Origin of the sequence: Leifsonia sp. McL0618 (assembly GCF_049994905.1) — a bacterium.
In the GTDB taxonomy this organism is placed as follows: domain Bacteria; phylum Actinomycetota; class Actinomycetes; order Actinomycetales; family Microbacteriaceae; genus Diaminobutyricibacter.
Genome location: NZ_CP188258.1, coordinates 91,292 through 115,106, shown reverse-complemented (window position 1 = coordinate 115,106; position 23,815 = coordinate 91,292). Strand labels below are relative to the sequence as shown.

General features: G+C 65.5%; 23 protein-coding genes. 9 read left to right on the top strand and 14 right to left on the bottom strand.

The genetic code is table 11. The annotated features are described in order from the left end of the window. Nucleotides 1-97 precede the first annotated feature (97 nt). From ACPPVQ_RS00565 to ACPPVQ_RS00545, 5 genes are all read left to right on the top strand, one after another. A complete protein-coding gene (locus tag ACPPVQ_RS00565; protein ID WP_426517546.1) occupies nucleotides 98-613 on the top strand; it encodes a DUF2127 domain-containing protein in 516 nt (171 codons plus the stop codon). Between the two features lie 29 nt (nucleotides 614-642). Beyond that, nucleotides 643-1,008, top strand: coding sequence for an ArsR/SmtB family transcription factor (locus ACPPVQ_RS00560; protein ID WP_426517544.1), 366 nt, complete (start codon nucleotides 643-645; stop codon nucleotides 1,006-1,008). Then, on the top strand, nucleotides 1,005-2,099 hold the full coding sequence (locus ACPPVQ_RS00555) for a cation diffusion facilitator family transporter (RefSeq protein ID WP_426517541.1): 1,095 nt from the start codon (nucleotides 1,005-1,007) through the stop codon (nucleotides 2,097-2,099). Before ACPPVQ_RS00560 ends, ACPPVQ_RS00555 begins: the two co-directional genes overlap by 4 nt. 91 nt (nucleotides 2,100-2,190) lie before the next feature. Continuing rightward, a complete protein-coding gene (locus ACPPVQ_RS00550; protein WP_426517536.1) occupies nucleotides 2,191-2,733 on the top strand; it encodes a cation transporter in 543 nt (180 codons plus the stop codon). A gap of 196 nt (nucleotides 2,734-2,929) precedes the next feature. Next, nucleotides 2,930-3,277 carry an ArsR/SmtB family transcription factor gene (locus ACPPVQ_RS00545; protein WP_426517534.1) on the top strand — a complete coding sequence of 116 codons (348 nt, stop codon included), beginning with the start codon at nucleotides 2,930-2,932 and terminating at the stop codon, nucleotides 3,275-3,277. 120 nt (nucleotides 3,278-3,397) lie between these two features. Here the strand turns inward: ACPPVQ_RS00545 and ACPPVQ_RS00540 are convergent, their stop codons facing one another. From ACPPVQ_RS00540 to ACPPVQ_RS00515, 6 genes are all read right to left on the bottom strand, one after another. Beyond that, on the bottom strand, nucleotides 3,398-5,827 hold the full coding sequence (locus ACPPVQ_RS00540) for a hypothetical protein (RefSeq protein ID WP_426517532.1): 2,430 nt from the start codon (nucleotides 5,825-5,827) through the stop codon (nucleotides 3,398-3,400). Between the two features lie 44 nt (nucleotides 5,828-5,871). Continuing rightward, complete coding sequence (locus ACPPVQ_RS00535) at nucleotides 5,872-6,717, bottom strand: carbohydrate ABC transporter permease (protein WP_426517530.1); 846 nt, start codon at nucleotides 6,715-6,717, stop codon at nucleotides 5,872-5,874. Continuing rightward, nucleotides 6,714-7,601 (bottom strand): carbohydrate ABC transporter permease, encoded by an 888-nt coding sequence (locus ACPPVQ_RS00530; RefSeq protein ID WP_426517528.1) that lies wholly within the window; start codon nucleotides 7,599-7,601, stop codon nucleotides 6,714-6,716. Before ACPPVQ_RS00530 ends, ACPPVQ_RS00535 begins: the two co-directional genes overlap by 4 nt. 93 nt (nucleotides 7,602-7,694) lie before the next feature. Then, a complete protein-coding gene (locus tag ACPPVQ_RS00525; protein WP_426517526.1) occupies nucleotides 7,695-8,978 on the bottom strand; it encodes an ABC transporter substrate-binding protein in 1,284 nt (427 codons plus the stop codon). A 142-nt stretch (nucleotides 8,979-9,120) separates the two neighbouring features. Then, nucleotides 9,121-10,347 (bottom strand): ROK family protein, encoded by a 1,227-nt coding sequence (locus tag ACPPVQ_RS00520; RefSeq protein ID WP_426517524.1) that lies wholly within the window; start codon nucleotides 10,345-10,347, stop codon nucleotides 9,121-9,123. A 64-nt stretch (nucleotides 10,348-10,411) separates the two neighbouring features. Further along, nucleotides 10,412-11,476, bottom strand: coding sequence for a zinc-dependent alcohol dehydrogenase (locus tag ACPPVQ_RS00515; RefSeq protein WP_426517522.1), 1,065 nt, complete (start codon nucleotides 11,474-11,476; stop codon nucleotides 10,412-10,414). A 36-nt stretch (nucleotides 11,477-11,512) separates the two neighbouring features. On the opposite strand from ACPPVQ_RS00515, the gene ACPPVQ_RS00510 reads away from it, so the two are divergent. Then, nucleotides 11,513-13,225, top strand: coding sequence for an IlvD/Edd family dehydratase (locus tag ACPPVQ_RS00510; RefSeq protein ID WP_426517520.1), 1,713 nt, complete (start codon nucleotides 11,513-11,515; stop codon nucleotides 13,223-13,225). A 77-nt stretch (nucleotides 13,226-13,302) separates the two neighbouring features. Then, nucleotides 13,303-13,683, top strand: coding sequence for a hypothetical protein (locus ACPPVQ_RS00505; protein WP_426517518.1), 381 nt, complete (start codon nucleotides 13,303-13,305; stop codon nucleotides 13,681-13,683). A gap of 616 nt (nucleotides 13,684-14,299) precedes the next feature. On the opposite strand, the gene ACPPVQ_RS00500 is transcribed toward ACPPVQ_RS00505, so the two are convergent. From ACPPVQ_RS00500 to ACPPVQ_RS00485, 4 genes are all read right to left on the bottom strand, one after another. Next, complete coding sequence (locus tag ACPPVQ_RS00500) at nucleotides 14,300-15,208, bottom strand: alpha/beta hydrolase (protein ID WP_426517516.1); 909 nt, start codon at nucleotides 15,206-15,208, stop codon at nucleotides 14,300-14,302. Nucleotides 15,209-15,262: 54 nt separating this feature from the next. Beyond that, nucleotides 15,263-15,721 (bottom strand): carbonic anhydrase, encoded by a 459-nt coding sequence (locus ACPPVQ_RS00495; RefSeq protein WP_426517514.1) that lies wholly within the window; start codon nucleotides 15,719-15,721, stop codon nucleotides 15,263-15,265. 149 nt (nucleotides 15,722-15,870) lie between these two features. Next, nucleotides 15,871-16,989 (bottom strand): helix-turn-helix domain-containing protein, encoded by a 1,119-nt coding sequence (locus ACPPVQ_RS00490; RefSeq protein ID WP_426517512.1) that lies wholly within the window; start codon nucleotides 16,987-16,989, stop codon nucleotides 15,871-15,873. Nucleotides 16,990-17,164: 175 nt separating this feature from the next. Next, complete coding sequence (locus tag ACPPVQ_RS00485) at nucleotides 17,165-17,491, bottom strand: hypothetical protein (RefSeq protein ID WP_426517510.1); 327 nt, start codon at nucleotides 17,489-17,491, stop codon at nucleotides 17,165-17,167. A 106-nt stretch (nucleotides 17,492-17,597) separates the two neighbouring features. On the opposite strand from ACPPVQ_RS00485, the gene ACPPVQ_RS00480 reads away from it, so the two are divergent. Then, nucleotides 17,598-18,380: an alpha/beta fold hydrolase gene (locus ACPPVQ_RS00480; RefSeq protein ID WP_426517508.1), complete on the top strand. Its 783-nt coding sequence runs from the start codon at nucleotides 17,598-17,600 to the stop codon at nucleotides 18,378-18,380. A 225-nt stretch (nucleotides 18,381-18,605) separates the two neighbouring features. On the opposite strand, the gene ACPPVQ_RS00475 is transcribed toward ACPPVQ_RS00480, so the two are convergent. Beyond that, nucleotides 18,606-18,980: a hypothetical protein gene (locus ACPPVQ_RS00475; protein WP_426517506.1), complete on the bottom strand. Its 375-nt coding sequence runs from the start codon at nucleotides 18,978-18,980 to the stop codon at nucleotides 18,606-18,608. A 472-nt stretch (nucleotides 18,981-19,452) separates the two neighbouring features. Between ACPPVQ_RS00475 and ACPPVQ_RS00470 the strand changes: the two genes are divergently transcribed. After that, the gene (locus ACPPVQ_RS00470) at nucleotides 19,453-19,656 is read left to right on the top strand and encodes a hypothetical protein (RefSeq protein WP_426517504.1); all 204 of its coding nucleotides are present in this window, start codon (nucleotides 19,453-19,455) and stop codon (nucleotides 19,654-19,656) included. A 287-nt stretch (nucleotides 19,657-19,943) separates the two neighbouring features. On the opposite strand, the gene ACPPVQ_RS00465 is transcribed toward ACPPVQ_RS00470, so the two are convergent. From ACPPVQ_RS00465 to ACPPVQ_RS00455, 3 genes are all read right to left on the bottom strand, one after another. Next, nucleotides 19,944-20,354 (bottom strand): ester cyclase, encoded by a 411-nt coding sequence (locus ACPPVQ_RS00465; protein ID WP_426517502.1) that lies wholly within the window; start codon nucleotides 20,352-20,354, stop codon nucleotides 19,944-19,946. A 239-nt stretch (nucleotides 20,355-20,593) separates the two neighbouring features. Then, nucleotides 20,594-22,366, bottom strand: a complete 1,773-nt coding sequence (locus ACPPVQ_RS00460; RefSeq protein WP_426517500.1) for a glycoside hydrolase family 3 protein — start codon at nucleotides 22,364-22,366, stop codon at nucleotides 20,594-20,596. 83 nt (nucleotides 22,367-22,449) lie between these two features. Next, complete coding sequence (locus ACPPVQ_RS00455; RefSeq protein ID WP_426517498.1) at nucleotides 22,450-23,772, bottom strand: MFS transporter; 1,323 nt, start codon at nucleotides 23,770-23,772, stop codon at nucleotides 22,450-22,452. Between the last annotated feature and the right edge of the window lie 43 nt (nucleotides 23,773-23,815).

Genomic DNA, 23,815 nt, shown 5'->3' with positions numbered 1-23,815 from the left:
TCACTAACCATTAACGCCAAATCAGGCCTTTGATGTCAATAGGCATTAACCCGAAACTCGGGCGTACACTCGCGTCATCCGGGAGCAGAGGAGGATCGTGACCACAACCCAGACAACCCAGACAAGCCACAGGCTCCTGGATCGAACGTTCTTCATCGTCATGATCATCAAAGGGATCGATGGGGTTCTCGAACTCATCGGCGGCCTGCTCCTGTTGTTCGTGACCCCCGCCCAGATCGGATACCTCGCGCACCTCCTCACCCAGCACGAACTCTCCGAGGAGCCGCACGATTTCATCGCGAACAGCCTGCTGCACTTCACCAACGGCCTGAATCATTCGGCGACCCTGTTCGGCGCAATCTACCTGCTACTTCACGGCGCGGTGAAAGTCGTGCTCGTCTGGGCCGTGCTCACCGACCACCTCTGGGCCTTCCCCTGGACCATGGCCTTCCTCGCCGTCTTCATCGTCTACCAGACCTACAAACTGATCGTCGCGTTCTCGTGGGGCCTGGTGGCACTCACCGTGTTCGACCTCTTCGTGCTGGCGCTCACCTGGCGGGAGTACGGGCTCCACCGTGCCCGACGACGGGCAGAGGCAGTGCCTGCCGTTTAATGGCCACCGTTTAATGTAAGAATCTGCGTATGGATGCAGATAAGCAGGTTTGCGGACGCGATCCCGACAGCCAGTACGTCGAACTCGCCGTCGAGGTGTTCGCGATGCTCGCGGACGCGACCCGGGTGCGGATCATCCTGGCCCTGCGCGATCAGGAGCTGGCAGTCAACCAACTGGCCGATATCGTCGACAAGTCGCCGGCGGCCGTGTCGCAGCACCTCGCCAAGATGCGCCTCGCACGCATCGTGACGACACGCCAGGAAGGCACCCGCGTGTTCTACCGGCTCGCGAACGAACACGCCAGCCAGCTCGTCTCCGACGCCATCTTCCAGGCCGAACACGCGCTCGACCAGAACCCGCGGCACCATCATGCCCGCCAGGAGGCGGTGTCATGAGCCGCGTCGAGCATGACCATCGGCACGGCGCGAACGAGCATGCGCACGACCACGACCACGACCACGCGCACGACCACGACCAGGACCACGAGCACGACCACCCGCACGATCACGACCACCCGCACGATCACGACCACCCGACCGGCTTCCGCGGTTTCCTCCACGACCTGTTCGTTCCGCATTCCCACGACGCGGCCGATTCCATCGACGACGCCCTGGAGGCGAGCCACGAGGGCATCCGTGCGCTGAAGATCAGCCTCTTCGTGCTGCTCGGCACGACCCTTCTGCAGTTCGCGATCGTCACGGTCAGCGGATCGGTGGCCCTCCTCGCGGACACCATCCACAACTTCGCGGATGCGCTGACCGCCGTGCCGCTCTGGGTCGCTTTCGTTCTCGGGCGCCGCATCGCCAGCCGCCGCTATACCTACGGATACGGCAGGGCCGAAGACCTTGCCGGCCTGTTCATCATCGCGGTTGTCGCCATCTCCGCCGTCATCGCCGCCTGGCAGTCGATCTCGCGCCTCATCCACCCGCAGCCGCTGCACAACCTGTGGTGGGTCGTCGCAGCCGGACTCATCGGGTTCGCCGGCAACGAGGCTGTCGCGATCTACCGCATCCGCGTCGGGCAGAAGATCGGTTCGGCCGCACTCGTCGCCGACGGGGTCCACGCCCGCATCGACGGCTTCACCTCCCTCGCCGTGGTGGTCGGAGCTACTGGCGCAATGCTGGGCTTCCCGCTCGCCGACCCGATCGTCGGTCTGCTCATCTCGGCCGCGATCATCGTGCTGCTGTGGGGCACTGTTCGCAGCATCGGCGCGCGACTGATGGATGCGATCGAACCCGACCTCGTCCACCGCGTCGAACACGCGCTTCTCGAGACGCCCGGCGTCGTGGAGGTCTCGCAGGTCCAGCTGCGGTGGGTCGGCCATCGCCTCCAGGGCGCCGCATCCATCGCCCTTGCCGACGCGTCGTTGTCGGCGGCGGATGCGCGGGCCCGCGACGCAACCGACCGCGTGCGTTCCGCGATCCCCAACGTCGACGCGTTCCAGGTGCGGCCGATCCCGGCGATCACCGTCAGCGGAACGGAGTAGGGCCACGAGCAACACCGCACCCGAAGCGCGATCGCGTCGCCTTCGCGCAACCGGCATCGGCCTCGAGGCGCTCACCCTGGCCTGGAACGTCGTGGGGGTAGTGGTTCTCGTCGTGCTGGCCCTGCAGAGCGCATCCATCGCACTCACGGGTTTCGCGCTGGACAGCCTGATCGAGATCGGGGCGAGCGTGGTCGTGATCTGGGAGCTGACCGGCACAGACGAACGGCGCCAGCAGCGGGCCCTGCGACTCATCGGGTGGGCGTTCATCGCCCTGGCGGTCTACCTTCTGGCGCAGTCGGTCGTCGCCCTGATCGCGGGCGCCCACCCCACCCCGATTCCCGGTGGCATCGGATGGACCGCCGCGACTGCCATCGTCATGTTCGCACTCGCGGCCGGCAAACGCTTGGTCGGTCGCGCCCTGTCCAACCCGGTGTTGCTCGCGGAGTCGCGAGTCACCGTGATCGATGGCATCCTCGCGTGCGCGGTGCTGGTCGGACTCACCCTGAATCTCGCACTCGGCTGGTGGTGGGCCGACTCACTCGCTGCGCTGGTGATCGTCGGCTACGCCGTGCGCGAGGCAGTCACGATCTTCCGGCCGGAAGCGACGCCATCGGGCGTGAAACCTGGCCCGTAGTGTGCGGGTCGCCGCCTGCAGAAGGCGGCGACCCCTGTGCTCAGCAGCAGTCGGGCGGGCACGACCCGTCCGGGAGCCGCTGACATTCGGTGTCGCAACATCCACTCATAGTGACCTCCGTCATCGATAGGCGTCGATATGGTCAGCATCTCGTTAAATATTGACGGTTGTCAATATATGCACGAGAATCACTCGTATGGCGATCACTGAGCTTCTGCCGCTGCGCGACCTGCAGGCCTGCTGCGGACCCATCACCCGCGACGTGATCAGCGACGAGAACGCCGCATCGCTTGCGCGCGGACTCAAGGCGCTGGCCGACCCGGCCCGGCTCCGGTTGCTGTCGATGATCGCCGCCCACGAAGACGGAGAAGCCTGCGTGTGCGACCTCACCGAGCCGCTCGGACTGTCACAACCCACGGTCTCGCATCACCTCAGGGTCCTGACGGAGGCGGGATTCCTCAACCGCACGAAGCGAGGCACCTGGGCGTATTTCCGCATCGCCCCAGGCTCACTCGCCACGGTCACATCCTTCTTCGCCACCTGAGTCGCCCGGCATCACGATGACCCCGCCAGTTCGGTGCAATCCCGCCACCTCGAGCTGGCGGGCTTGTACCAAACGGGCGGGCTTACCCGCCAGGTCGGTCGGGCTTACCCGCCAGGTCTCTCAGAGGGCGTCGCCGAGGCTGCCGGAGCCCGCAGCGCGTCCCCCGCTGGTGATCGGCCAGACGAGCGGAGGCTGCCGGAACGCGAGCGCGTGGTCGTGCACGGATTCGACGTGCGCGGTCGGCACGGAGAGCAATCCGTAGCGGAGCGTGATCCGGCCGGACTGGACGAGGGGAAAGTTGGTGTCCCAGTAGTTGTTCACCGGCCACGCGAGAAGGAGCGGGTTCTCGTCCCGCGGCACCGAGTCGATCGGGGGCCCGAAGTGGAAGTCGCCGAATTGCACCATCGGGGCGTCCGGGGTGAGCAGTGCGATCGCACCGTCCTCATCCCACATCGCGGCCACCGACTCAGTTGTCACCCAGTTGCGGCATGCTCCCGGCAGCTGATCGACGTCGAGCCCGACCGCCTGGCCGGCGGTGTCGAAGAGCGCTTTCCAGCCCGCCTTCATGGCGAACGGGAACGCCAGGTAGATGCCCTGTGGCGACGCCTCCGGATACAGTTCCATCTCGACTTCGAGGTGGATGACCGGATCGTGCGCGAGCAGCGAGATCCGCTGTACGAGATGGATCATCCCGGGCGCCTCGAAGCGACGTTCGAGCGTCACGCGTCCGGGGCTCTCGGTGACTGACGATTCAGTGACGCGGGTCGCCTTCTCACGGATCATCGGCGCCTCCTGCCAGCAGGATTCGTCGAATTTCTCCTTGGCGAGGTCGCGTTCGTAGTAGGAGTACCTGCTTCCGTCGACCAGCGCATCCGGTCGTTCGCGTACGAAGCCGAAGAAGTCGTGCCCGCTCGACAGGTCCAGCAGCTCGCGATCCTGGGCGCGGTCGACGAGCGAAAGGATGCGCCCGGAACCCACGTCGTAGCGAAGCGTGTGGAACGGCGACTCGATGCGGCCGACGCGACGCTCCCGCCGGGACTCCGGCGCGAAGTTCAGTTCCCGTCTTTCGACCTGGCTGGTTTCGATGCCGTGGGTCACGGCCGGTGCGTCGTCAGCCTCGGGCAGCGCGCCGAGTGGCATGCTCCGCCAGGTGAACGGCTCCAGCTCGACCGGCCCGAAGGCCAGCGAATCCTCGCCGGGATAGCGGCTCAGCCAGGGGCGGCCGTCGTAGAACATGCGGCTCGCCCGATACGTGCGCTCCGTGGACGGTTCGGCGGGCTGGAACCACGCCCCCGGCAGTTCCGGGCGAATCGTGACCGGAAACGGAGTCGGGTTGCACAGCAGGACACCCGCGATGCCTTTGTCGGCGACCGGGTTGAGCGCGAGTCGCTCAAGACCGTCCATGACTGCGAATGCCGCCAGTTCGTGTCCCTCGTGCGCGACCGCCTGCTTGAGCAGCTCGGTGGTCTGCGCCTGCTGGTGTTCGGGCGCAGGGTCGAAGTAGCCCCAGGTGTGCTCGTCATAGAGATCGGTCTTGTCTTCCGCACGCTGCAGCACCGGATGCTTTCCTTCGGGCGTCAGCGAGCGCGCGGCAGCCGTGAGCGATTTCGCTCGCTGGTTCAACGCCGTCGCACCGGGAGCACTGCCGTACCCGAAGCTCCAGTAGTCCGTCCAGTCACCCCGCAATACGGGCAGCCGGCTCTCCGGAACGGCCAGGGCGCGCTCCCGCAGGTCGTCGAACGTCGCATAACGGATGCGGGGGCCCACCTCGGCCTCATTCCAGCGCTGGATGAGGTCAGGCATGTACGGATTGTGCGGAGCGTTGTCCCACATGATCGGCGAAGCCGTGCTCGTCAGGTAGACGAAGTCGAGGCCGTACTGGTTTTCGTGCAGCTTGCGCTCGAACTCGGTCCAGCCCACGGCCATCCGGTCCACCGAGTCGTCCCAGGCGTACAGGAGCTGGTCGAACATCGTGTAGTGGTTGCCGTTGAATACCCGCAGCTGCCGCCCCGACGGCGTCTCCCAGAGGAACATGCCCGGGCGCGGTTGCACAGCTTTGCCCAGGTGCGGGTTGATCGCCATCACGAACAGGTCGACGTCGGCGTCGAGAAGCATGTCCGCCATCGGCCACGGCACTCCGTTGACGTCGTGCTGGCACGCCACGCGAATCGGCGCACCGAGGAACTGCTCCAGTTCGTCTTTACCGTCGAGCAGCCGCCGCAGCCCGGCACGATCGATCAGTGCCGCCGTGTTCCAGCGCATCGCCCCCAGGCCGATGCGGCCGTGCGCGTGCAGCCGCCTGAAACGCTCGCGATCCTTCTGGGTCGATCGCTTCATCCACTGGAGCACCGGCTCGGTCACCTCGCACGTCCATTTCGGGCGTGCGCCGTCGGGCAGGTCTTCGGTCTGCTCCAGCCAGTCGAGCGCCTGGGTGATGTACTCGCTCTGGAGTTCCCACAGGATCGGCTGCGAATGCGTGTAGCCGACGTCGAGGTGGCTGTGGTGCAGCACGAGGATCTCGTCGATCGCGGATGCCGGCCTGGAAGTCATGGATGTCCTTGGTTCGTGGGTACGTTCGGCACCGTTTTGCGCGCTCATCGGGACGAGCCCGCGAGCAGGCCGTGGATGAACTCACGCTGCGTCGCCAGGTAGCCGACGATGGGGATGATGGCGGCGAGGAACATGATGCCGAAGAGCTGCGCGTAGTCCGTCGAGTAGGTGCCGAGCGACGCGTAGATCCCGGTGGTGATCGTCTGGCCCTGGAGGGGTCCGAGGATGAACAGCGGGTTCAGGAAGTCGTTCCAGATCCAGAGCGCCAGGAAGATGCCGACCGTGGCGGTCGCAGGCCGCACCAGCGGGAACACGATCCGCCACCAGATGCGGAGCTCGGTTGCGCCCTCGACGCGAGCCGCTTCGATGATCTCCCTGGGCACACTGCGCAGGAATCCGACGTAGACGAACACCGCGAACGACAGGTACCCGCCACCGACGTTCGAGAGGATCAGCCCGACGTAGGTGTGCGCCAGACCGATGGACTGCAGCAGCTGCACGATCGGCAGGAGCACCACCTGCGGCGGGATCATCAGCCCGAGAGCGAACACCCCCAGAAGGATGCTCTTCAGCAGCGGTCCCCGCTCAGAGATGTAGAAGCTCAGAGCGGACGACAACGGAATGAGGATGACCAGGCTGACGGCCGTGACGAAGATCGAGTTCATCAGTCCGCTGACAACCAGGTGGTCGGGGCGTGCGAGCGCGCCGACGATGTTGTCGAACGTGAACGGGATCGGGAGCGCCAACGGGTTGCCGACGATCTGCGCCTGGGTCTTGAAGGCGCTCGAGAGCGCGATGTAGATGGGAAGGATGAAGGCCAGGGTCGCGATCCAGGCGGCGAGCGCGTGCCCGGCCTTGCCGAACATCCTGCCGCGTGCACTGAGTCTCATATCCGTTCCTCCCGGCGACGGAGCAATGCGGTCGCGACGTAGGCGACGACGGCAGTGAGGATGAACAGGACGATGGCGATCGCCGACGAGTACCCGAACCTGTTCGACGTGAACGCCTGCTGCACGACATAGAAGGCGGTCGATCGCGTCGAATCGGCGGGCCCGCCACCGGTGAGCACGGCGATGACGTCGTACAGCTTGAAGGTGGTGATGAAGCACAGCACGACGGTGATGGTCACACCGGGGGCGATCATCGGCCACGTCACATGCCGGAACCGGGCGAACGCGCTCGCCCCGTCGACACGCGCAGCCTCATACAGTTCCGTGGGCACGGACTGGAGGGATGCGCTGTAGACGACGGCTGCGAACCCGGTTGTGATCCAGATCACGACGACGGACACCGACATGGTCGCGAGTTGCGGGGTGCCGAGCCACGAGACCGGCTGCTGGATGATGTGGAGGTCCAGCAGCACCACGTTCAGCAGGCCGTCCTGGGTGAGGATGCTTCGCCAGATGAAGGCGACGATGACACCGGAGAGAACCTGAGGAATGAAGATCAGGGTCCTCAGGATGCGGAAGAGCGCCGTCCCTTTATTCAGCAGCAGCGCGAACAGCAGGCCGAGGGTGTTGGCTCCGATCGTCACCGCCACGACGACGACGATGGTGAACTGCAGGCTCGCCAGGAGCTGCGTGTCGGTGACCAGTTCCGCGTAGTTCGCGAACCCCACGAAGGAGCTGTGCGCGTTCAGCGGGTTCTCGTCGGTCAGGCTGATCAACGCACCCTTGACGAGCGGGTAGAGCAGGAAAGCCACATACAGCAGGATGGCGATCCAGGCGAGCGGCGCGATTCCGAGAACGCGGCGCCGGGCGAATCTGCGCGTCACTGTGAGCCTCTTCGGTGGGGCGGAGGAAAGACGCGTTGGTGCCACGGGGACGACCCGCGTGGCACCAACGTGAAGTGGATCAGGCATCAAGAGCTACTTCGTCGCCTTGTCCCAGTCGGCGTCGAGCTTCGCCAGCTGACTGTGCAGGTCCTTGTTCGAGAACAGGGCCTGGGAGAGGGCGTAGAACTCGTCGTTCATTCCGGGAGCCAGCGTGTCGTCGTTGTTCACCCATCCGAATGCCGACACCTTCTTGTTCTTGTCGGTGATCAGCTTGTAGGTGTCGGTGAAGAGCGTGCTGACCGTCGCGTGGTAGTCCTTCAGCGGGGTCTTCTTCATCATCGGCATCGCTCCGTCGGACTCGATGAGAGCCTTCATGCTGCTGGGCGAAAGCGACCACGCCTCGGCGAACGCCAGGGCCTGGGCGGCGTGCGGCGACTTGGCCGCCACCGACGTGGTGCCTCCGACGTTGACGGGCACGACGAGCTCTCCGCTGTCAGTGGGAAGCGGGAAGGCGCCGAACGCGTCGGACTGGGCGACGGTCATGTAACCGGTACCGGTGAACCAGCTGCCCATGATGTACATGCCGGCCTTGCCGGCCAGGAAGTCCTTGTTCGCGGTCGCGAAGTCGACCGACAGGGCGGTGGGGCTGTACGCGCCCATCTTGATCAGGTCGAGCTCCTTCTGCATCGCTCCGGTGAACAGCGGGTCGGTGAATTTCACCGTGCCCTTGTACCGGTCCTGGATCCAGCTGGGGTTGCTTCCGAGTACGTCCGCGCTGGCCAGAGCCACCAGCGGCATGCTCGCCGCCCACGGGTCGGCGCCGTCGAGTTCGATGGGCGTGACGCCGGCGGCCTTGAGCGCCTTGACCGCGGTGAGGAACTCCGCGTAGTTCGTCGGCAGTGCAATGTTGTTCTTCGCGAAGATCGCCTTGTTGTAGTAGACGAGCGGGAGCAGCTGTGCGTTGGTCGGCGGAACGTACGTCTTGCCCTTGATGGCCTGGGCGTTGGGGAGCACGAAGTTCTCGTTCAGCCAGCTCTGCGGGAACGGCTTCAACAGGCCCGCGGCGGTGAAGTCGCCGACAGTGATCGAGGACTGGACGTCCGGAAGCTGGCCGGTCGCCTGGAGCTGCTTCGCGTACGCGGTGCGGTCGGCGTCGGGAGAAACGATCTTCTTGACGGTCACGCCGGGCACCTGCTTCGCGGCATCTGCGATCGACGTGTCCCAGAACTTCGCGGTCAGCGACGGTGTTTCAAAGGTCAGGAACGACAGGCTCACTTTGTTGGCCGGCTCGGCGGCGGTCGTGGAGCACCCCGACAGACCACCTGCAAGCGCAACGGTGGCGGCTGCGGCCGCCAGAACTGTGATTGGTTTACGCAATTTCATCCTCCTTGATGACGTGGACGATCTCTCTTGATGTCTGTTCGTGATTATAAACAAACAATGTTTTTATTGCTGAAGTGAGCATACGTGGAGGCGGGGTCCGCGTCAACAAATGACGCACCGGAATGATCGGCTGTGATCAGACGGTGATCAGAAGGTCGGTCGGCCGCGGTGAAAGGGTGTCGTCGAGCACCAGGCACGCCGCCCCGATCGCCACCACATCCCCGTGAACCTTCGAACTGCTCATGCGAATGGGATGACGCGTTTCACGGTCGGGCGAGTGATCGACGATCGCCGCAATCCTGGGAAGGAACCGTTCTTCGACGCGGGCCCAGAACGGGCCGCCGAAGATGATCTCCTCCATGTCGAGCACGTTGACTGTGCTGACGAGTGCTGTGGCGATGAGGTCTGCTGCACGATCGAGGATGCGGACGGCCGCGCCGTCGCCGCCATCCGCCAGGGCGAGGAGCCGGTCGAACTGGCGCTCGATCGCGGTCGTGTCGTTCTCGGGCACCGGCTTGTCGACGACGCCGTCGGCGACGGCCTGCGCGACCACGAACTGCGGGGTCGCGAGCCGGCCGAGCATGTCCACCCGACGGCCGCCCCCGAGTCCGTCGACCGGCACGAACAAGGTTCCGCCCGATCCTGCGTTCCCGCTCGAACCTCGACGCACCTGGCCGTCGAGCACCAGGCCGAACCCGATCCCGGAACCGAGAAAGAAGAACACGAAGTCGTCGTGTGCGACCGCTCCCCCGAGCCATAACTCGGCGATCGCTGCCGCAGTGGGGCCGCCCTCGAGAATGACCGGGAACCCGGTGGCCGCGCTGAGGGCATCCCGAACCGGAACATTACGCCAGCGTGGAAGCAGCGGCGGGTCGAGGATGACCCCGTTGGCCGGGTCGAGAGGGCCCGGCGTCGCGATGCCGATACCGAGGATGCGCGTGCGGTCCACGCCCGAATCGTCGATGAGCCGGTCGAGCGCGGCACCGATGGTCGCGATGATCTCTTCCGGCTCCCCCTCAGGCGGCATGTGCATCATGCTCTCCGCGACGATGCGGCCCCGGAGGTCCAGCACGACGTAAGTGATGATCGTCGGGTCGAGGTGCACGCCCAGGGCGAAACGGCCTTCCGAGTTCAGTTCGAAGAGCATCTCCGGCTTTCCCGGGCCGTTGATGCGCTTCCCCGCCTCCGTGATGAGACCGTCTGCCAGCAGCTTCTCGACGGCGTTGCGAACGGTCTGGAGAGCCAGGCCCGTCGTCGCCGAGATCTCCTTGCGACTCACGGGCTCCGTGTTCCGCCGGATGGCGTCGAGCACAACCGTGTGGTTGAAGGTGCCGACCGCCGGCAGGTTGGTTCCCCGTCGCATAGACCTTCTCCCGCAAAGTTGACCGCACCCAGCCTAGGGCCGGCGCACGCTGTCTTTCACGCGGTCATCCTCTGCGCGGGTCGACGTGGATCTTCGGCCCGTCACCGGCGCCGGCGGGGCGGCCCCCGCCGAGCACGTCGGCGACGGCGTCGAGGCCGACGGTCGCTGCGACAAGCGGTCGCGGGTCGACCCTGCCTTCCGCATACGCGGTGATCGTGCCCGCGAGGCCGGGTGACGCACTGAGCACGCCGACCGCGGTCACGTCTTTGAGGGCCAGCGTTCGCGTGTCGATCAGGCTCGGGCTGCCGGCGAGACCGACGTACACGACGCGGCGGCCGGGCTCGACCAGGTCGAGCGCCCTGGCGGGCAGGGCCGGGGCGTTGGATGCGTCGATCACCGCGTCGAACGGAACGTCAGGCAGCGAGTCCTCGGTCCACGTGTGCTCGAAACCGACCGTCCCGGCAAACTCCCGTGATCTCGCCGACCGGCCCAGCACATGCACGTCGGCTCCGGCCGCCTGGGCGAACATCCCGACGAGGAGCCCGATGGTGCCCGGCCCGAGCACGAGCACTCGGTCCCCCTCGTGGATGGCGGCGCCCTGCACCGAACGCAGCGCATTACCGCCCGGCTCCACAAGCGCACCGAGCACAGCATCCAACCGGTCGGGAAGCCGGTGAAGCGAACTCGCCGGCACGGCCAGCTGTTCGGCGAGCGCACCGGCGCGGCCGCCGCGGATCCCCACCTCCTGCCGGAACTCGCAGACGTGCTGGTAGCCGGACAGGCAGCGCCGGCAGACTCCGCATCCGAGCATGGTGTCGCCTGTCACGCGAAGCCCGACCCACTCGGGGTCGACACCGTCGCCGACCGCCGTGACGGTGCCCATCCATTCGTGCCCGATGCGCATCGGGTAGTGAGCGTGGCCGTCTTCGAGGTATTGCATGCGCCCGGTGAAGAACTCGACATCGGTGCCGCAGACGCCGACACGTTCGACGTCGACCACGACCTCGCCGGGCGCCGCGACCGGCGCCTCCACCTCGTACACACCGGCCTCACCCGGGGCTGTGATCACAAAGGCGCGCATGGTCAGCGCGGCGCTATCGATTGTGTCGTAGAGTTCATCGCGTTCCACACAGTAGACCAACGTCTCGCGAAATGGACGCCAGCAATGGAGCTTCGAAGCAACCAGTGGTACTCCGGCGATGCGCGTAATGCGTACATCCACCGGGCCTGGATGCGCCGCGGCGTGCCAGGGGATGCGTTCGAAGGGCGACCGCAGATCGCCATCGCGAACACGGCATCCGATCTGACGCCGTGCAACGCACACCTCGACACGGTGGCCCAGTCGGTGAAGAACGGCATCTACGAGGCCGGCGGCATCCCGCTCGAGTTGCCGGTGGTCTCGCTCGGCGAGACGCTGGTTCGGCCGACCGCGATGCTCTGGCGCAACATGGCCGCGATGGCGACCGAGGAGATGCTGCGCGCCAACCCGATCGACGGCGTGGTGTTGCTGGGTGGGTGCGACAAGACGATCCCGTCCCTGCTGATGGCTGCGGCATCCGTCGACCTGCCCGCTGTCGTCGTGCCGGGCGGCCCCATGCTCACCGGCACGTTCCGGGGTGAACCGCTGGGATGCGGCACCGATGTGTGGCGGCTGAGCGAGGAGGTGCGCGCGGGCACGCTGAGCGAGGCGCAGTTCCTGCGGTCGGAGTCGTCGATGATCCGCAGTGCCGGCCACTGCAACACGATGGGCACGGCATCCACGATGGCGCTCGTCGCTGAAGCCCTGGGCACGGTGCTGCCCGGCCTGGCGGGCACACCGGCACCGGATGCGCGACTGCTGGAGTCGGCGCAGCTGACCGGGCGGCTCGCGGTGCAGCTCGTCGCCGACGACCGGCGGCCGAGCACCTTCCTCACCCGGGGGTCGTTCCACAACGCGATCGTCGCGCTGGCCGCGATCGGCGGGTCGACCAACGCGGTCGTGCACCTGCTGGCGATCGCCGGGCGCCTGGGAATCGAGCTCACGGTCGATGATTTCGACCGGATCGGGTCATCCGTGCCGTTGCTGGTGAACCTGCAGCCGTCGGGCCACTACCTGATGGAAGACTTCCACCGGGCCGGCGGGCTGCTCTCGGTGCTGCGCGAGGTTCGCGACCTGCTCGACCCCGACGCGCTCACGATCACCGGCAAGCCGCTGGTCGACTACCTCGACGACGCTCCGATCTGGGATGAGAAGGTCATCTCCCGGCGCTCCAACCCGCTGCAGCGTGACGCCGGCATCGCGGTGCTGCGCGGCAACCTCGCACCGGGCGGCGCGATCATCAAGCCGGCCGCCGCATCCCCCCACCTGCTCAAACACCGCGGGCGCGCACTCGTGTTCGACAGCATCGAAGACTTCCACGCCCGCATCGACGACCCCGACCTCGACGTCGACGCCGACACCGTGCTGGTGCTTCGCGGCTGCGGCCCCAAGGGCTACCCCGGCATGCCCGAGGTCTCCAACCTGCCGCTGCCCGTGAAGCTGCTCGAGCAGGGTGTGCGTGACATGGTGCGCATCTGCGACGGTCGCATGAGCGGCACCGCCTACGGAACGGTCGTGCTTCACGTCACTCCGGAAGCAGCGGCCGGCGGCCCGTTCGGGCTCGTGCAGACCGGCGACTGGATCAGCCTCGACGTGCGGGCGCGACGACTCGACGTCGAACTCACGCCCGACGAACTCGCCGCCCGCACGCCCAACCCGGCGATGGTCGATGCGTTCGCGAACCCGCGCCGAGGGTGGGAGCGGCTCTACGTCGACCACGTCGGGCAGGCGGACACCGGAGCCGACCTCGACTTCCTGCGCGGCGGCAGCGGGTCGGCGGTCAGCCGGGAATCACACTGACGCGGTGACCCGAAAACCGCCTGCAAGGCTTCGAAAATGCTCGGCCGCCGTCGTGCAGCCCGGCGTATCCTGATGCTGTGGACGAGGCGGCCCGGAAACCGTGGTGGGGACGAATCGCATGGTGGGGCTGGCTCATCGTGGTGGTCGTCGTGCTGGTCGCCGTCGGCGCGATGACGAGGGCGATAGGCGTCCCTCTGCGTCACGAGATCACTTCTCAGGGGCTGACGGCATCATCCGGCCAGCGTGCCTGCGACGATACAGCGAAGAAGCAGTTCCCCGACGGCTACAACCCGGCATGGGTGCTCGGCAAGACGGATGAGAGCATCCAGAACGATCAGTGGTACTTCAGCTACACGGCGAAGGTGAGCCAGGGCGGCGCCACGAGCGAGGTCGTCATCGAATGCCGAGTGAGCGGCACCGATACGGAACCGCAGGTGACCTCGTTCGCCCATTCCTGACCGGTCGGCCTCCCCACTCCACGTCGCCGAGGATAGGTCAGGGGAGGGTCGGCGCGAGCAGGATCGTGGACGAGAGGTCGCCGATCAGTGCTGACCCGGAGAGGACGTCGGAGGTCTTGGGGGGCGACGGTGGCCGTTTCGTCTTTCCTGGTGCCGTTGCGCTATGCCCCGGCGGCGCCGACGTCGGGCTCGTACTCGGCGTCGCAGACGGAGAAGGGTTACCTGGTGGGGCGGGGGCAGGCGCGGGCGCCGGGACGGGCGCCGCAGGTCGACTCGGTGGGGTCAGAACAATGGGAACTGCGGGTGCCGGGTCTTGCGGCACGCTCCTGCCGGTGTTCGAACCGGTGGGCGCGGTGGAAGGCGATGACGCCGGCGGATGCGCGGCCGGCACATTCTGCCCGGACAGCCCCGCGGGCAGCAGGAACGCACTGACAATGACGCCGACGGCGGCAACCAACGCCAGGGAGGCCGCCACGCCGAACACCGGTCCGCGCGTTGCTGACCGTCCGTGTCTGTGTCTGGGTTTCCGGAACATCATCCGCACAGGAGTATAGACAGCACACTTCCGTGCCGGCTGAGACTGTGACCTCCAGGCCGATCAGGACCAGGCTGCCGGCTACTGAGGCGGAACGCGCTCCCGAAGGAACGTCCCGATCCGCTCCGTCGCTTCGGCGGCCTCAGGGGTGCCGAGCATCAACTGGTAGACGTGAGGCAGACCCTCGCCGATCTCGAGCCGAACATCCACTCCCGCCTCGCTTGCCGCCTTCGCGAGGCGTTCGGCGTCGCTGAGAAGGAGGTCGGCTGTTCCCACCTGGATGAGCAAGGGCGGCAGGCCGGGGAGCGGCGCGAACAGCGGTGACGCCAGCGACGTCTTCGGGTCGGCACCGGCCAGGTAGTCGGAAGCCAGCTGGCGCAGCAGCGCCGGGGTGGAGATCGGGTCCTGATCCACACGATCGGTCATGGACGCTCCAGAACTGGTCAGGTCCACCGTCGGGGACATCAGTACCGCCGCAGCAGGCAAATCGTCGCCGGCGTCGCGCGTCGCCACCAGCAGGGCGACGGTGAGTCCTCCCCCGGCCGAGTCGCCCACCACTGCCAGGGACTGTGCGCTCATGCGTTGCTCGACGCGCAGCCACCGCCAGACGGCGAGCACGTCGTCGATCGCCGCAGGAAACGGATGCTCGGGAGCCAGCCGGTACTCGGCGAACAGCACGCGCATCCCACTGGCGCGCCCCAGCCGGGCAGCCAATTCTCCGTCACTGCGCAGGGAACCGAACTGATACCCGCCGCCGTGCAGGAACAGGAGCACCCGGTCTGCAGCCGCATCCGGAGCATCCAGCCAATACCCCGGCACCCCACCTGCCGATACTTCGCTCACCAGCACATCGTCGGGAATCGCGTGAAGGGGGCCGCCCGGGGCGAAGGTCGCGCGGGCCTCCGCGAGCGTCTCCTGGGGCAGGTCGGCGCTCGACTTCTGCCGCTCCCGTAACGACTCCAGCAGGTCCTGCATCGCCTGGCTCGGCATCACCGGGCTCCGCGCTAAGCCGACGCGGCGTCGGTGGACTCGAGCGGGAGTACCTCACTCAGCCGACGAGAGGCCAGGTCGTAGACGAACCCCCTGACCGAGACATCCGCAGCGATCCACGGATGCGACCTGGCTTTCTGCACCTGCTCCCTCGTGTTCTGCACGGGGTCGGTGAAGCTGTAGAACCTGGCCGGCGCGATCGGCGCCATCCCCGTCTCGTCGCGAAGTGGTGAGCCCGCAGCCGTCGTGATTGATGATCATGATTTCCCGCGTGCCCAGAACCCGGGTGGAGATGACGAGCGACCGGATCGAGTCGTCGTCGATCACAGTGCCGACGTTCCTGATCATGTCGACGTCGGCGTCGGCCAGCCCGAGCATCCGCACGATGTCGCTGAGTCGGGGATCCGCGCAGGTGACGATCGCGATTCGGGGGGCCGGCGGGTTCGCGCGGTCGGGATCGGTGTCGGTGGCGATGGTGGCGTTGGCGCGCAGCGCCTCGTCGGTGAGGCTCATGGCCGTGCTTCTTCTTCCTCGAAGGGTCACGTCGCACATGGACAGGTCGGGCATGTGCCGTGCCCACAGCCGACGATAGTACTGCGGCCGGGCCGGTGGAAGGCTGGGACGTCTGACCAGAACGGTGTTGTCCGGCACGAAGTACGTCGTCACGATGGGATCGGCAGGCCAAGCTCTCGGGCAAGTTTCTCGAGGTCTCCCTCAGACTCAGCCGGTGGCTCGTCCACTTCAACCTCCGATTCGGCGACCCCAAGCATCCACGCCAAAGTCGCCTTCGGCGCTGTGCCTGCACCGATTGCATCGACATGCGCAGCCAGCAGAGCAACTGGGAATCGCCGCACCGCGGCGCGATCCATCCGAGTCGTGATCAGATCGTCAAGACCGTCGTTTCCCGTCCAATAACGGCGGAGGACCGTCTGCGTCTTGAGACCAAGAAGCCCACCGATCTCAATCGTCGGCTTGATATTTAGTGTGTCCAATCTATTGGCAAGCGTCGAAGTCGAGACTCCCCATTCCCATAGTCGGTAGGCAAGCTCGGCGGGAGACATCGCGTCCCAATCAACCGCCATCATTTCGTCGACCGGAAGAAGAAGCTCGGCTGCGAATGCGTTCGCCTCGAACTCCTGTCTATCTGTCTCCGTAGTTTCGGTGACATCCCCGAGATCTGTGCCAACGTGCCCAAGTGCGAAATGGCCCAACTCGTGAGCCAGCGACCAGTTCTGGTAGAACCAGTTTCCGGTTTCGCCAAGCATGATGATCGGCCGCTGTTCCATGACAAGAGCCAAGGCAGTTTCTATGCCAGCAACCCGAACGATGTCGATACCTGCTCGCGATTCAACACGATCTGCAAACTCAGCGATAAAGCCGTTACCGAGCAACTCTCTGACTTCGTCAGCTGCTCTTGGGATCGTTAAAGTCGATGCTTCCGGCAGCCGGACTTGCGAATAAGCCAACCGCACATTCGAAACAACGTCGCCAATACCGTCCCAGTCCGCCCATCTCGTCCCCGTCAGATGATCATACGAATGTCGGGCGACCAGTCGCGGCTCTTGGGGATCTCGGGCGCCGGTGGTCAGCCAATACATCGACGACTGCAATAGCTGCGAAATGGCAGCTAGCTCAACGGCTGCGAAGCCTCGTCTGCCATTCAATGCACGCGAAAAAGCATCCGGAGTCATCCCGATCGATTCGGCGATTTCCTCCTGTTTGCTGCCAGGGAACTTCTCCTGGATGCGTGCGCGTACCCTCTGTCCTATTTCCGCGGTCACCCTTCAAGACTACCTGATTGGGGAAATCCCAATCCACCCCTGTTGATTGCTGGTCGTTTCGCTTTCTCGGCCGTGCGCGGACGCGTCACCCTGGAAGACTTCTCCTACGTCGGGGCTGACTATTGGATCGACGTGGGCGAGGCCTTCGCGGCCTGATCTCCGTCGGCGCGTGCCCTCAAATGCCCTCTTCGTCCGCCTCTTCCCGCGTGAGGACGGCTTCCTCCGGGTCGCTCTCGAGCACACGTTCGTGTTCGTCCAGGATGGGCTCCGGCTCCCGGGGTTCACCGCCGAACGGGCCGCCGGCGCCGGGCCAGATGGTCTCGCCGGCCACCGCGTCGTTGGTGACGAGTTCGTCGGCGAACTCGTTTTCCGCGATCGGGTCGTCGAGGGCGTAGTCGACCTCCCCCAGCGTGGGGTCGACCCAGCCCGGGGTCTCCCCCGCGTCGGCCTCTCCGATCTCGTCCTCGCCGAAGATGCCGTCCTCCGGGATGCGGTCCTCCATGATGCTCCCCTCCGCGCCGGCCAGGTGCCTCGCCTCCCCCCGCACGCTACACCGCACGACGACACCGCAGAACCGCAGAGAGGCGAAGGGCGGCAGACTATGAATCGTGAAACTGCCTGAGCCGCCACCCGTGCGGGCGGTCATGTCATCCGACGGCCTGAAACTCGCCACCTACGAGTGGGGTGATCCGGATGCTCCCACAGTGATCGTCGTTCACGGGTTCGCATCGAGCGCGATCCTCAACTTCATGCGAACCGGGTGGACCCGCGACCTGACCCGGGCAGGCTTTCATGTGATCGGTGTCGACCAGCGTGGCCACGGGGCGAGCGACAAGCCACACGACCCGGCGCTCTACAACCTTGACCGACTTGTCCAGGACATCCTGAACGTCCTGGACACCTACCTGATCGACGAGACCCACTACGTCGGCTATTCGCTCGGCGCGCGTGTCGGCTGGCAGGTTGCCATCGACGCGCCCGAACGGATCACGCGGGCCGTGCTGGGAGGAATACCCGACGGTCAGCCGCTCACCCGGTTTCGCACCGACCAGGCGCTCGACTTCCTCGACACGGGAGCCCCGGTCACCGACCGGATCACGAACGCCTACCTCACGATGGCGTCGGCAATGCCGAACAACGACCTTCGCGCATTGGTCGCCCTGGTCAGGGGAATACGGGGAGGCCCCGAACCGTCACCCGCCCAGGCGCCGAGCCAGCCCATCCTGTTCGCGACCGGAACTGAGGATGCGATCATCGAACGTTCACAGCGCCTCGCTCACGCCGCATCCCGCGGTCACTTCTTCGCCATCCCGGATCGGCATCACTTCAACGCGCCGACCTCGCGGCACTTTCGCGACGCGGCGATCGAATGGCTCGTCGAGGCCGGTTAGGCCGCGCTCCCGTCGGTCTCTTTATTGTTCTGGAAGCTCAATACCGCAGCGGGCGCAGCGGCGGACGTAGCCTGAGCCGTTCTCGTCACCGCCAACCGCCCATTCCCATTTGTGGCGGCAGAAGGGCAGTATGCGATCCCAGAGCTTCACAGGTTCACCACGTCCTCGATCCATTCGGCGTGTTTTGGCGAACCACATTGGCCGACGTCCCATTCGAAAGCTCCATCAACGGCGGTTGGTGGGAGGGGGTTCACCGAGTCTGGGGTCGTTTCCCGGAGGCCGTTTCCGTTTGGCCGCGCTCACTGCGATAGCTCCCCCGAGGGCGATGAAGCCCACGATCGATGCGGCGGTGAAGTAGTTCGACGCCACCCTTGATTGATCCGCCCAGAGCGGCAATCCCAAGATGACAAGAGTGAGCGCGCAACCAACGAGCGTCCCGATCAAAAGAAGGATCAGGCGTTCGATTGCGGACATTATGCTCCCTGCTTCATTGGTGCCATTGCGGGTGGCACCATCAAGCGCCGTCGACTGACTGCGGAGGGCTTCCATCTCCACTGTCACCTCTTCAGAATCAAGGCGGGCAGCGCGGTCAGTGCTCAAGTGGTGAAAGTGCCGCGAGGACGCTAGCGACGCGTCGGCGTTTCGTTGTGTACGACAAAATGCAGAATCCTTCGTTGGCTGATCGTTTGCATTCAGGCTTCGGCCATTTTATGACGCCCGTGATTGATAATAGTGCGTAAACGCCTAGAGAGTTAAAACCTTATGGCCGCAACTTGCTTCACGCTGCCCCGAGCGCGACGTCAGGTGGCGTGGTGTCATCCGAGCGAATTCTGGAAACCGCGCATACTGGTGGCGCGCCCACGGCCACCTCACCACCAAGGAACGCACGATCCGCGACGGCCGGTTCTGGTTCAGCCACGACCGGCTCCGCAAAGCCTGGCTGCTGCTTCGGAAGCTGACCCGAGACGGCGCGCTCTTCACCTATTTGGACTACGGCAACACCCGCACCCCATCCCCGCTGGAAGGCGGCATCGACAACCGCATCCGGCACGTCCTCCGCAACCACCGCAGCATGAGCGAAGCACACATGAAACGCGCCGCCGAATGGTTCCTCACCCTGCACGAGATCCCCATCCAAGACGCCCACCAGCTCATCCAGCCGGCCGCCGCGCCTGCGCCGGAACCGCCCAGCTCAGCACCGACGAAGGCCTCTGGACCCGCTCAGGCTGGGCAGGACGAGCATGACACGCCCGACCCCATCCGTTCTTGCCTGTAAGCCACCAATTTCGCTGTTCGGGGGTCTTTCAGCTTTTCTGTCGGCCTTGAGTTTGCTTGGGCACTTTTGGGTCGTTCCGAGAATCGTTCCAGGCTAAGGGCGATTTCATTCCAGCGATACCGGTCGATCCCAGTAGACATAAGGGATCTGAGGTCAACCGTCAGTGTGCTCAATCAGCGTAGGTGCGGCAAACGAGTTCGCCAAGGGCATCGTAGGACGAGTCCAAGCGCGAGGAATAATCCGGGCCGCCGGCTGAACACCCTGCGCCCGGAGCCGATCGCCCCCGGCTAGAGGAGACCGAGTTGCAACAGGATCCCGAGCTCGTCGGTCGACCCCCAGCGGTCGGACATCTTGCCGTCACGGAAACCGACCACTTGTACATTGCGCACAGTGAACCGCTTTCCCGTCGGAGCGTGGCCGAGGTATTCACCCGTGTGCGTACCGGACAGGTTCATGATGGTGATGAACTTGGTCGGCGTCACGATCGTCTCGATGATCTCGCGATCGAGGTCGGTGAAGGCCTTACCGAACTGCTCCCAGAACCAGGCCATCCCGGTCGGGCCGACGGGTTGGCCGGCTGCCGGATCGTGATCTGTGAAGTCCGACGTAAAACGTTCCTCCTCAGGCAACGACGCGTCCCGCATTCGCTGCATCGCATCGATCGTGGCCTGCCCGCCTTCGGCGATTTCGGTTGGCATGATCGTCACTCCCTTCGACGCGCCACAAACTGGCGCTCTACCTGTATACGCCGAGGGCTCGAAAGGCGGCTCGCACGGTGCACACATCCCGGCTTATTCATAGCTAGGTGGACCGCACCCGCTGTGGCTAAGAGCAATTTCATTCCAGCGATGCCGGCCGATCCCGGTAAACAAAAAGGGATTCGAGGCGTCGACTTGCGTTATCGCCAGAGCGCACTGGAGCAACCCAGACCGGGATCTCAGTCTCGGTAGCGCAGCCCGTGTCCGAAACGGAAAAGTGCGTCGGGCATGTCGAACGGGGTGTCCGACTTGTTGGCGACGACTGAGGCCATTGAGCGGGGCAGGTCGATCGGGAGCTGACCCTTGGGTTCGGCGTCGCCGAGCAGCACGCCGGCGACCGACCGGTCGGTCGCCCCGTATTCGGCGATGATCGCGGCCGCGGCGTCGACGAACGGGGTGAGGATTGCTGGCCGGTCGAGGTTCACGACAAGGATCGTGGGCACGGTCGCGCACAAGGCGAGGATCTCGTCGCATTCGACATCCGTGTAGTCGAGGCTGCCGGCGTGCATGAAGAGTTCGAAGCCGGTGGTCCGGGGTTCGTAAGCGGCCGCGATTCGCAACACAGCGACATCCGCTGTTGAGGGGTCGTCGACGACCTCGCAGCCGTCGAACGCGGCGCCGTCCATGTTCTTCGCGTAGACCTTGAGGCCCCGGGGGAGCGGGAGGGCCGGGGCGTCGGCGGAGCCGTTCGTGAGGAGGGTCATCGATGCCTGTTGCGTGTCGATTCCCGCTTGCACCATCTCATCCGTCGCGACGGTGAGTTCGGCGGCGTCCGCGTCGACGTGGCGGTTGTCGAACAGGCCGAGGGTGAACTTCTCGATCAGCACGCGGCGTGCGGACTGGTCGATGCGGTCTTCAGTGAGGAGGCCGTTCCGGACGGTGGAGACGAGCTCGGGGGCGCAGAACTCCCCGCCGAGTTGGTCGCAGCCGGCGTCGAAGAGGCGGGCGATGCGCTCCTGGGTCGAAAGCTGCTCGACACCCCAGGCGCGCGCGGGGAAGGGGGCACCGAACATCTCCATGTCGGTGACGAGACCGAAGTCGGTGCAGACGATGCCGTCGAAGCCGAGCTTTGTGCGCAGGAGGTCGGTGATGATGGCCTTGTTGAATGCGAAGCCGACCTCCTCGTACTCGGTGCCGACCGGCATGCCGTAGTAGGGCATCATTTGAGAGACGCCGGCTTCGATGGCTGCGATGAAGGGCTTGAGGTGGTCGTCCCAGCGGCCGCCTGGGTAGACCTGCTCCTTGCCGTAGGCGAAATGGGGGTCTTCGCCGTCTTTCTGCGGGCCGCCACCGGGGAAGTGTTTCGCCATCGCCGAGACGGACTCAGTCCCGAGCGCGGGTCCCTGCAAGCCGCGGATGTACGCGGCACCGAGTCCCGCGACGAGGTCGGGGTCTTCGCCGAACGTCGCGTTGAGGCGGGCCCAGCGCGGTTCAGTCGCGAGGTCGATCTGCGGGTGCAGCGCGAGGCGCAGACCCACCGCAGAGTATTCGCGACGGATGATCTCGGCGTAACGCTCGACCAGCTCTTCCGAGCGCAGCGCTCCGAACCCGAGGTGCTCAGGCCACTGGGAGAACACCTTGGCGGCGGCGCTCGCTCCGGGGTTGAAATGGAAGCCGTGCCGCGGGTCGGTGCCGAAGGTGATCGGGATGCCGAAACCGACGCCCGCCGCGATGTCCTGGGCGGTGTTGTGCCATTGGGCGAACTCGCGCGCGGATTCCGCGTCGCCGATCACGTAGATGTGGTTGATCCGGAGCCTTGAAATCGTCGACTCGAGCGACGGTGCCTGGAACATCGTGTTCGCCTCCTTCGGGTCTCCGAAGACGGTGATACCGACAAACAGCAGGCCGGCCTTGTCCTCGAGCGAGAGTCGGCTGAGCAGGTCGTCTGCGCGCTGTTCGGGCGACAAGGTCACGTCCTGGAAGGGGAACCGGCTGTCGGTGGTCGATGTCATGTACTACTCCTGATCAAAGGGTTACTGCAAAAAGCTGGTCCGGGGAAGGGTCAGGGTCACCGAAGCCCTCCCCCGGGTCTGTGTCAGCGGACGCTGCGGATCTTCATGACGAGCAGGCCGCCGATGATGCCGACGAGCCCTGCGACGATGAACCACACGGTGTAGCCGCCACCGAACAGCGCCGTGCCGAGCGGGATGAAGATCGAGCCCGCGAACAGCGGGGCGATCATGGCCGGAAGCGTGTTCGCGATGTTCAGCACGCCGAGATCCTTCGCCATGTTCTCCTTGTCGGGGAGCACGTCGATGCAGAGTGCCTGGTCGACGCCGAAGAACATACCGGCGCCGATGCCGATGATCGCCTCAGCCACGAGGATCATGGTGAGTCCGGCCGGCCCGACCAGCGCCGACAGGGCGACGACGATCACCCCGAGGCCGACGAGGATGCCGCCGACGATGACGAAGGGCTTACGACGGTTGATCTTGTCGGACCACTTGCCGGCGATCAGGCTGACGACGACCATGGCGGCCACCTGAATCATCGTGGCGCTCAGGTTGAATCCGAGCTGCTGCGCGACGGCCATGTGGAACTGCGTGCCGAGGAACAGGGTCAGGAATCCGCTGAGCGCACCGAAGGCGAACATGATCATTGCTTTGGTGAGCCATGCCCAGCCGAGGTCGCGATGGGTGCGAGGGTTGAAGTAGAAGGTTCCGAAGAACTCTTTCAGGTTGAACTTCTCCGCGGGGGGTTCGGCGCGCACACGGTCTTTGAGCGTGAATACAAACAGCAAGCCGAACGCGGTCGCGAGAAGCGCGGGGACGAAGCTGCGGAGCGCGTCGTTGGGCGCAGCGTTCAGGATGATGGCGCCCGTGAGGATCGCGACGGGGGTCGCGGTGCCGGCAAGGCCGCTGATGAATCCTCGGCGCCGATGGGGTACCTGGTCGGCGACTGCTGCGGTCTCGGGGCCCTGTGCGAAGTTGCTCGCGAGCTGAGCGATGCACCAGACGATCAGCAGCATCCACACGCTCGGGACGACGCCGACGAGAGCGAGGGTCACGCCCGCGACGATCACGCCGCCGAGGATCCAGGGCCGCCGCATGCCGAACCGGGAGGTCGTGCGGTCAGACAGGCGGCCGGCGAGCGGCTGTGCGAAGAGCGCGAAGAACGAGCCGACACCCATCACCAGTCCGAGAACCGACGGGGCCGCTGCCAGGCCGACCATGTCCTGGACACGCACGGCGAGTCCACCGGTGATCGGGGTCAGGATCCCGAGGAACAGGCCGTAGGTCGCAAGCCAATAGGTGAACGCGAACCCGCGTGGTTCGCGTGCCGGCTTGGGCGCTGTGCTCTGGTCGATCGGTGCAGTGCCGGTACGGGTTGGCTGCCCGTCCTCAACGGATGTGCTCACAGGGACTCCCTTGTCTCGAGGCCGGCGCGCTGCCGACGCGGCA

Bases quoted from the DNA above. Each gene is read 5' to 3' on its own strand.
- ACPPVQ_RS00560 (WP_426517544.1), top strand. From the start codon at position 643: ATGGATGCAGATAAGCAGGTTTGCGGACGCGATCCCGACAGCCAGTAC.
- ACPPVQ_RS00555 (WP_426517541.1), top strand. From the start codon at position 1,005: ATGAGCCGCGTCGAGCATGACCATCGGCACGGCGCGAACGAGCATGCG.
- ACPPVQ_RS00545 (WP_426517534.1), top strand. From the start codon at position 2,930: ATGGCGATCACTGAGCTTCTGCCGCTGCGCGACCTGCAGGCCTGCTGC.
- ACPPVQ_RS00540 (WP_426517532.1), bottom strand. From the start codon at position 5,827: ATGACTTCCAGGCCGGCATCCGCGATCGACGAGATCCTCGTGCTGCAC.
- ACPPVQ_RS00535 (WP_426517530.1), bottom strand. From the start codon at position 6,717: ATGAGACTCAGTGCACGCGGCAGGATGTTCGGCAAGGCCGGGCACGCG.
- ACPPVQ_RS00520 (WP_426517524.1), bottom strand. From the start codon at position 10,347: ATGCGACGGGGAACCAACCTGCCGGCGGTCGGCACCTTCAACCACACG.
- ACPPVQ_RS00510 (WP_426517520.1), top strand. From the start codon at position 11,513: ATGGAGCTTCGAAGCAACCAGTGGTACTCCGGCGATGCGCGTAATGCG.
- ACPPVQ_RS00500 (WP_426517516.1), bottom strand. From the start codon at position 15,208: ATGCCGAGCCAGGCGATGCAGGACCTGCTGGAGTCGTTACGGGAGCGG.
- ACPPVQ_RS00495 (WP_426517514.1), bottom strand. From the start codon at position 15,721: ATGAGCCTCACCGACGAGGCGCTGCGCGCCAACGCCACCATCGCCACC.
- ACPPVQ_RS00485 (WP_426517510.1), bottom strand. From the start codon at position 17,491: ATGGAGGACCGCATCCCGGAGGACGGCATCTTCGGCGAGGACGAGATC.
- ACPPVQ_RS00470 (WP_426517504.1), top strand. From the start codon at position 19,453: ATGAGCGAAGCACACATGAAACGCGCCGCCGAATGGTTCCTCACCCTG.
- ACPPVQ_RS00465 (WP_426517502.1), bottom strand. From the start codon at position 20,354: ATGCCAACCGAAATCGCCGAAGGCGGGCAGGCCACGATCGATGCGATG.
- ACPPVQ_RS00460 (WP_426517500.1), bottom strand. From the start codon at position 22,366: ATGACATCGACCACCGACAGCCGGTTCCCCTTCCAGGACGTGACCTTG.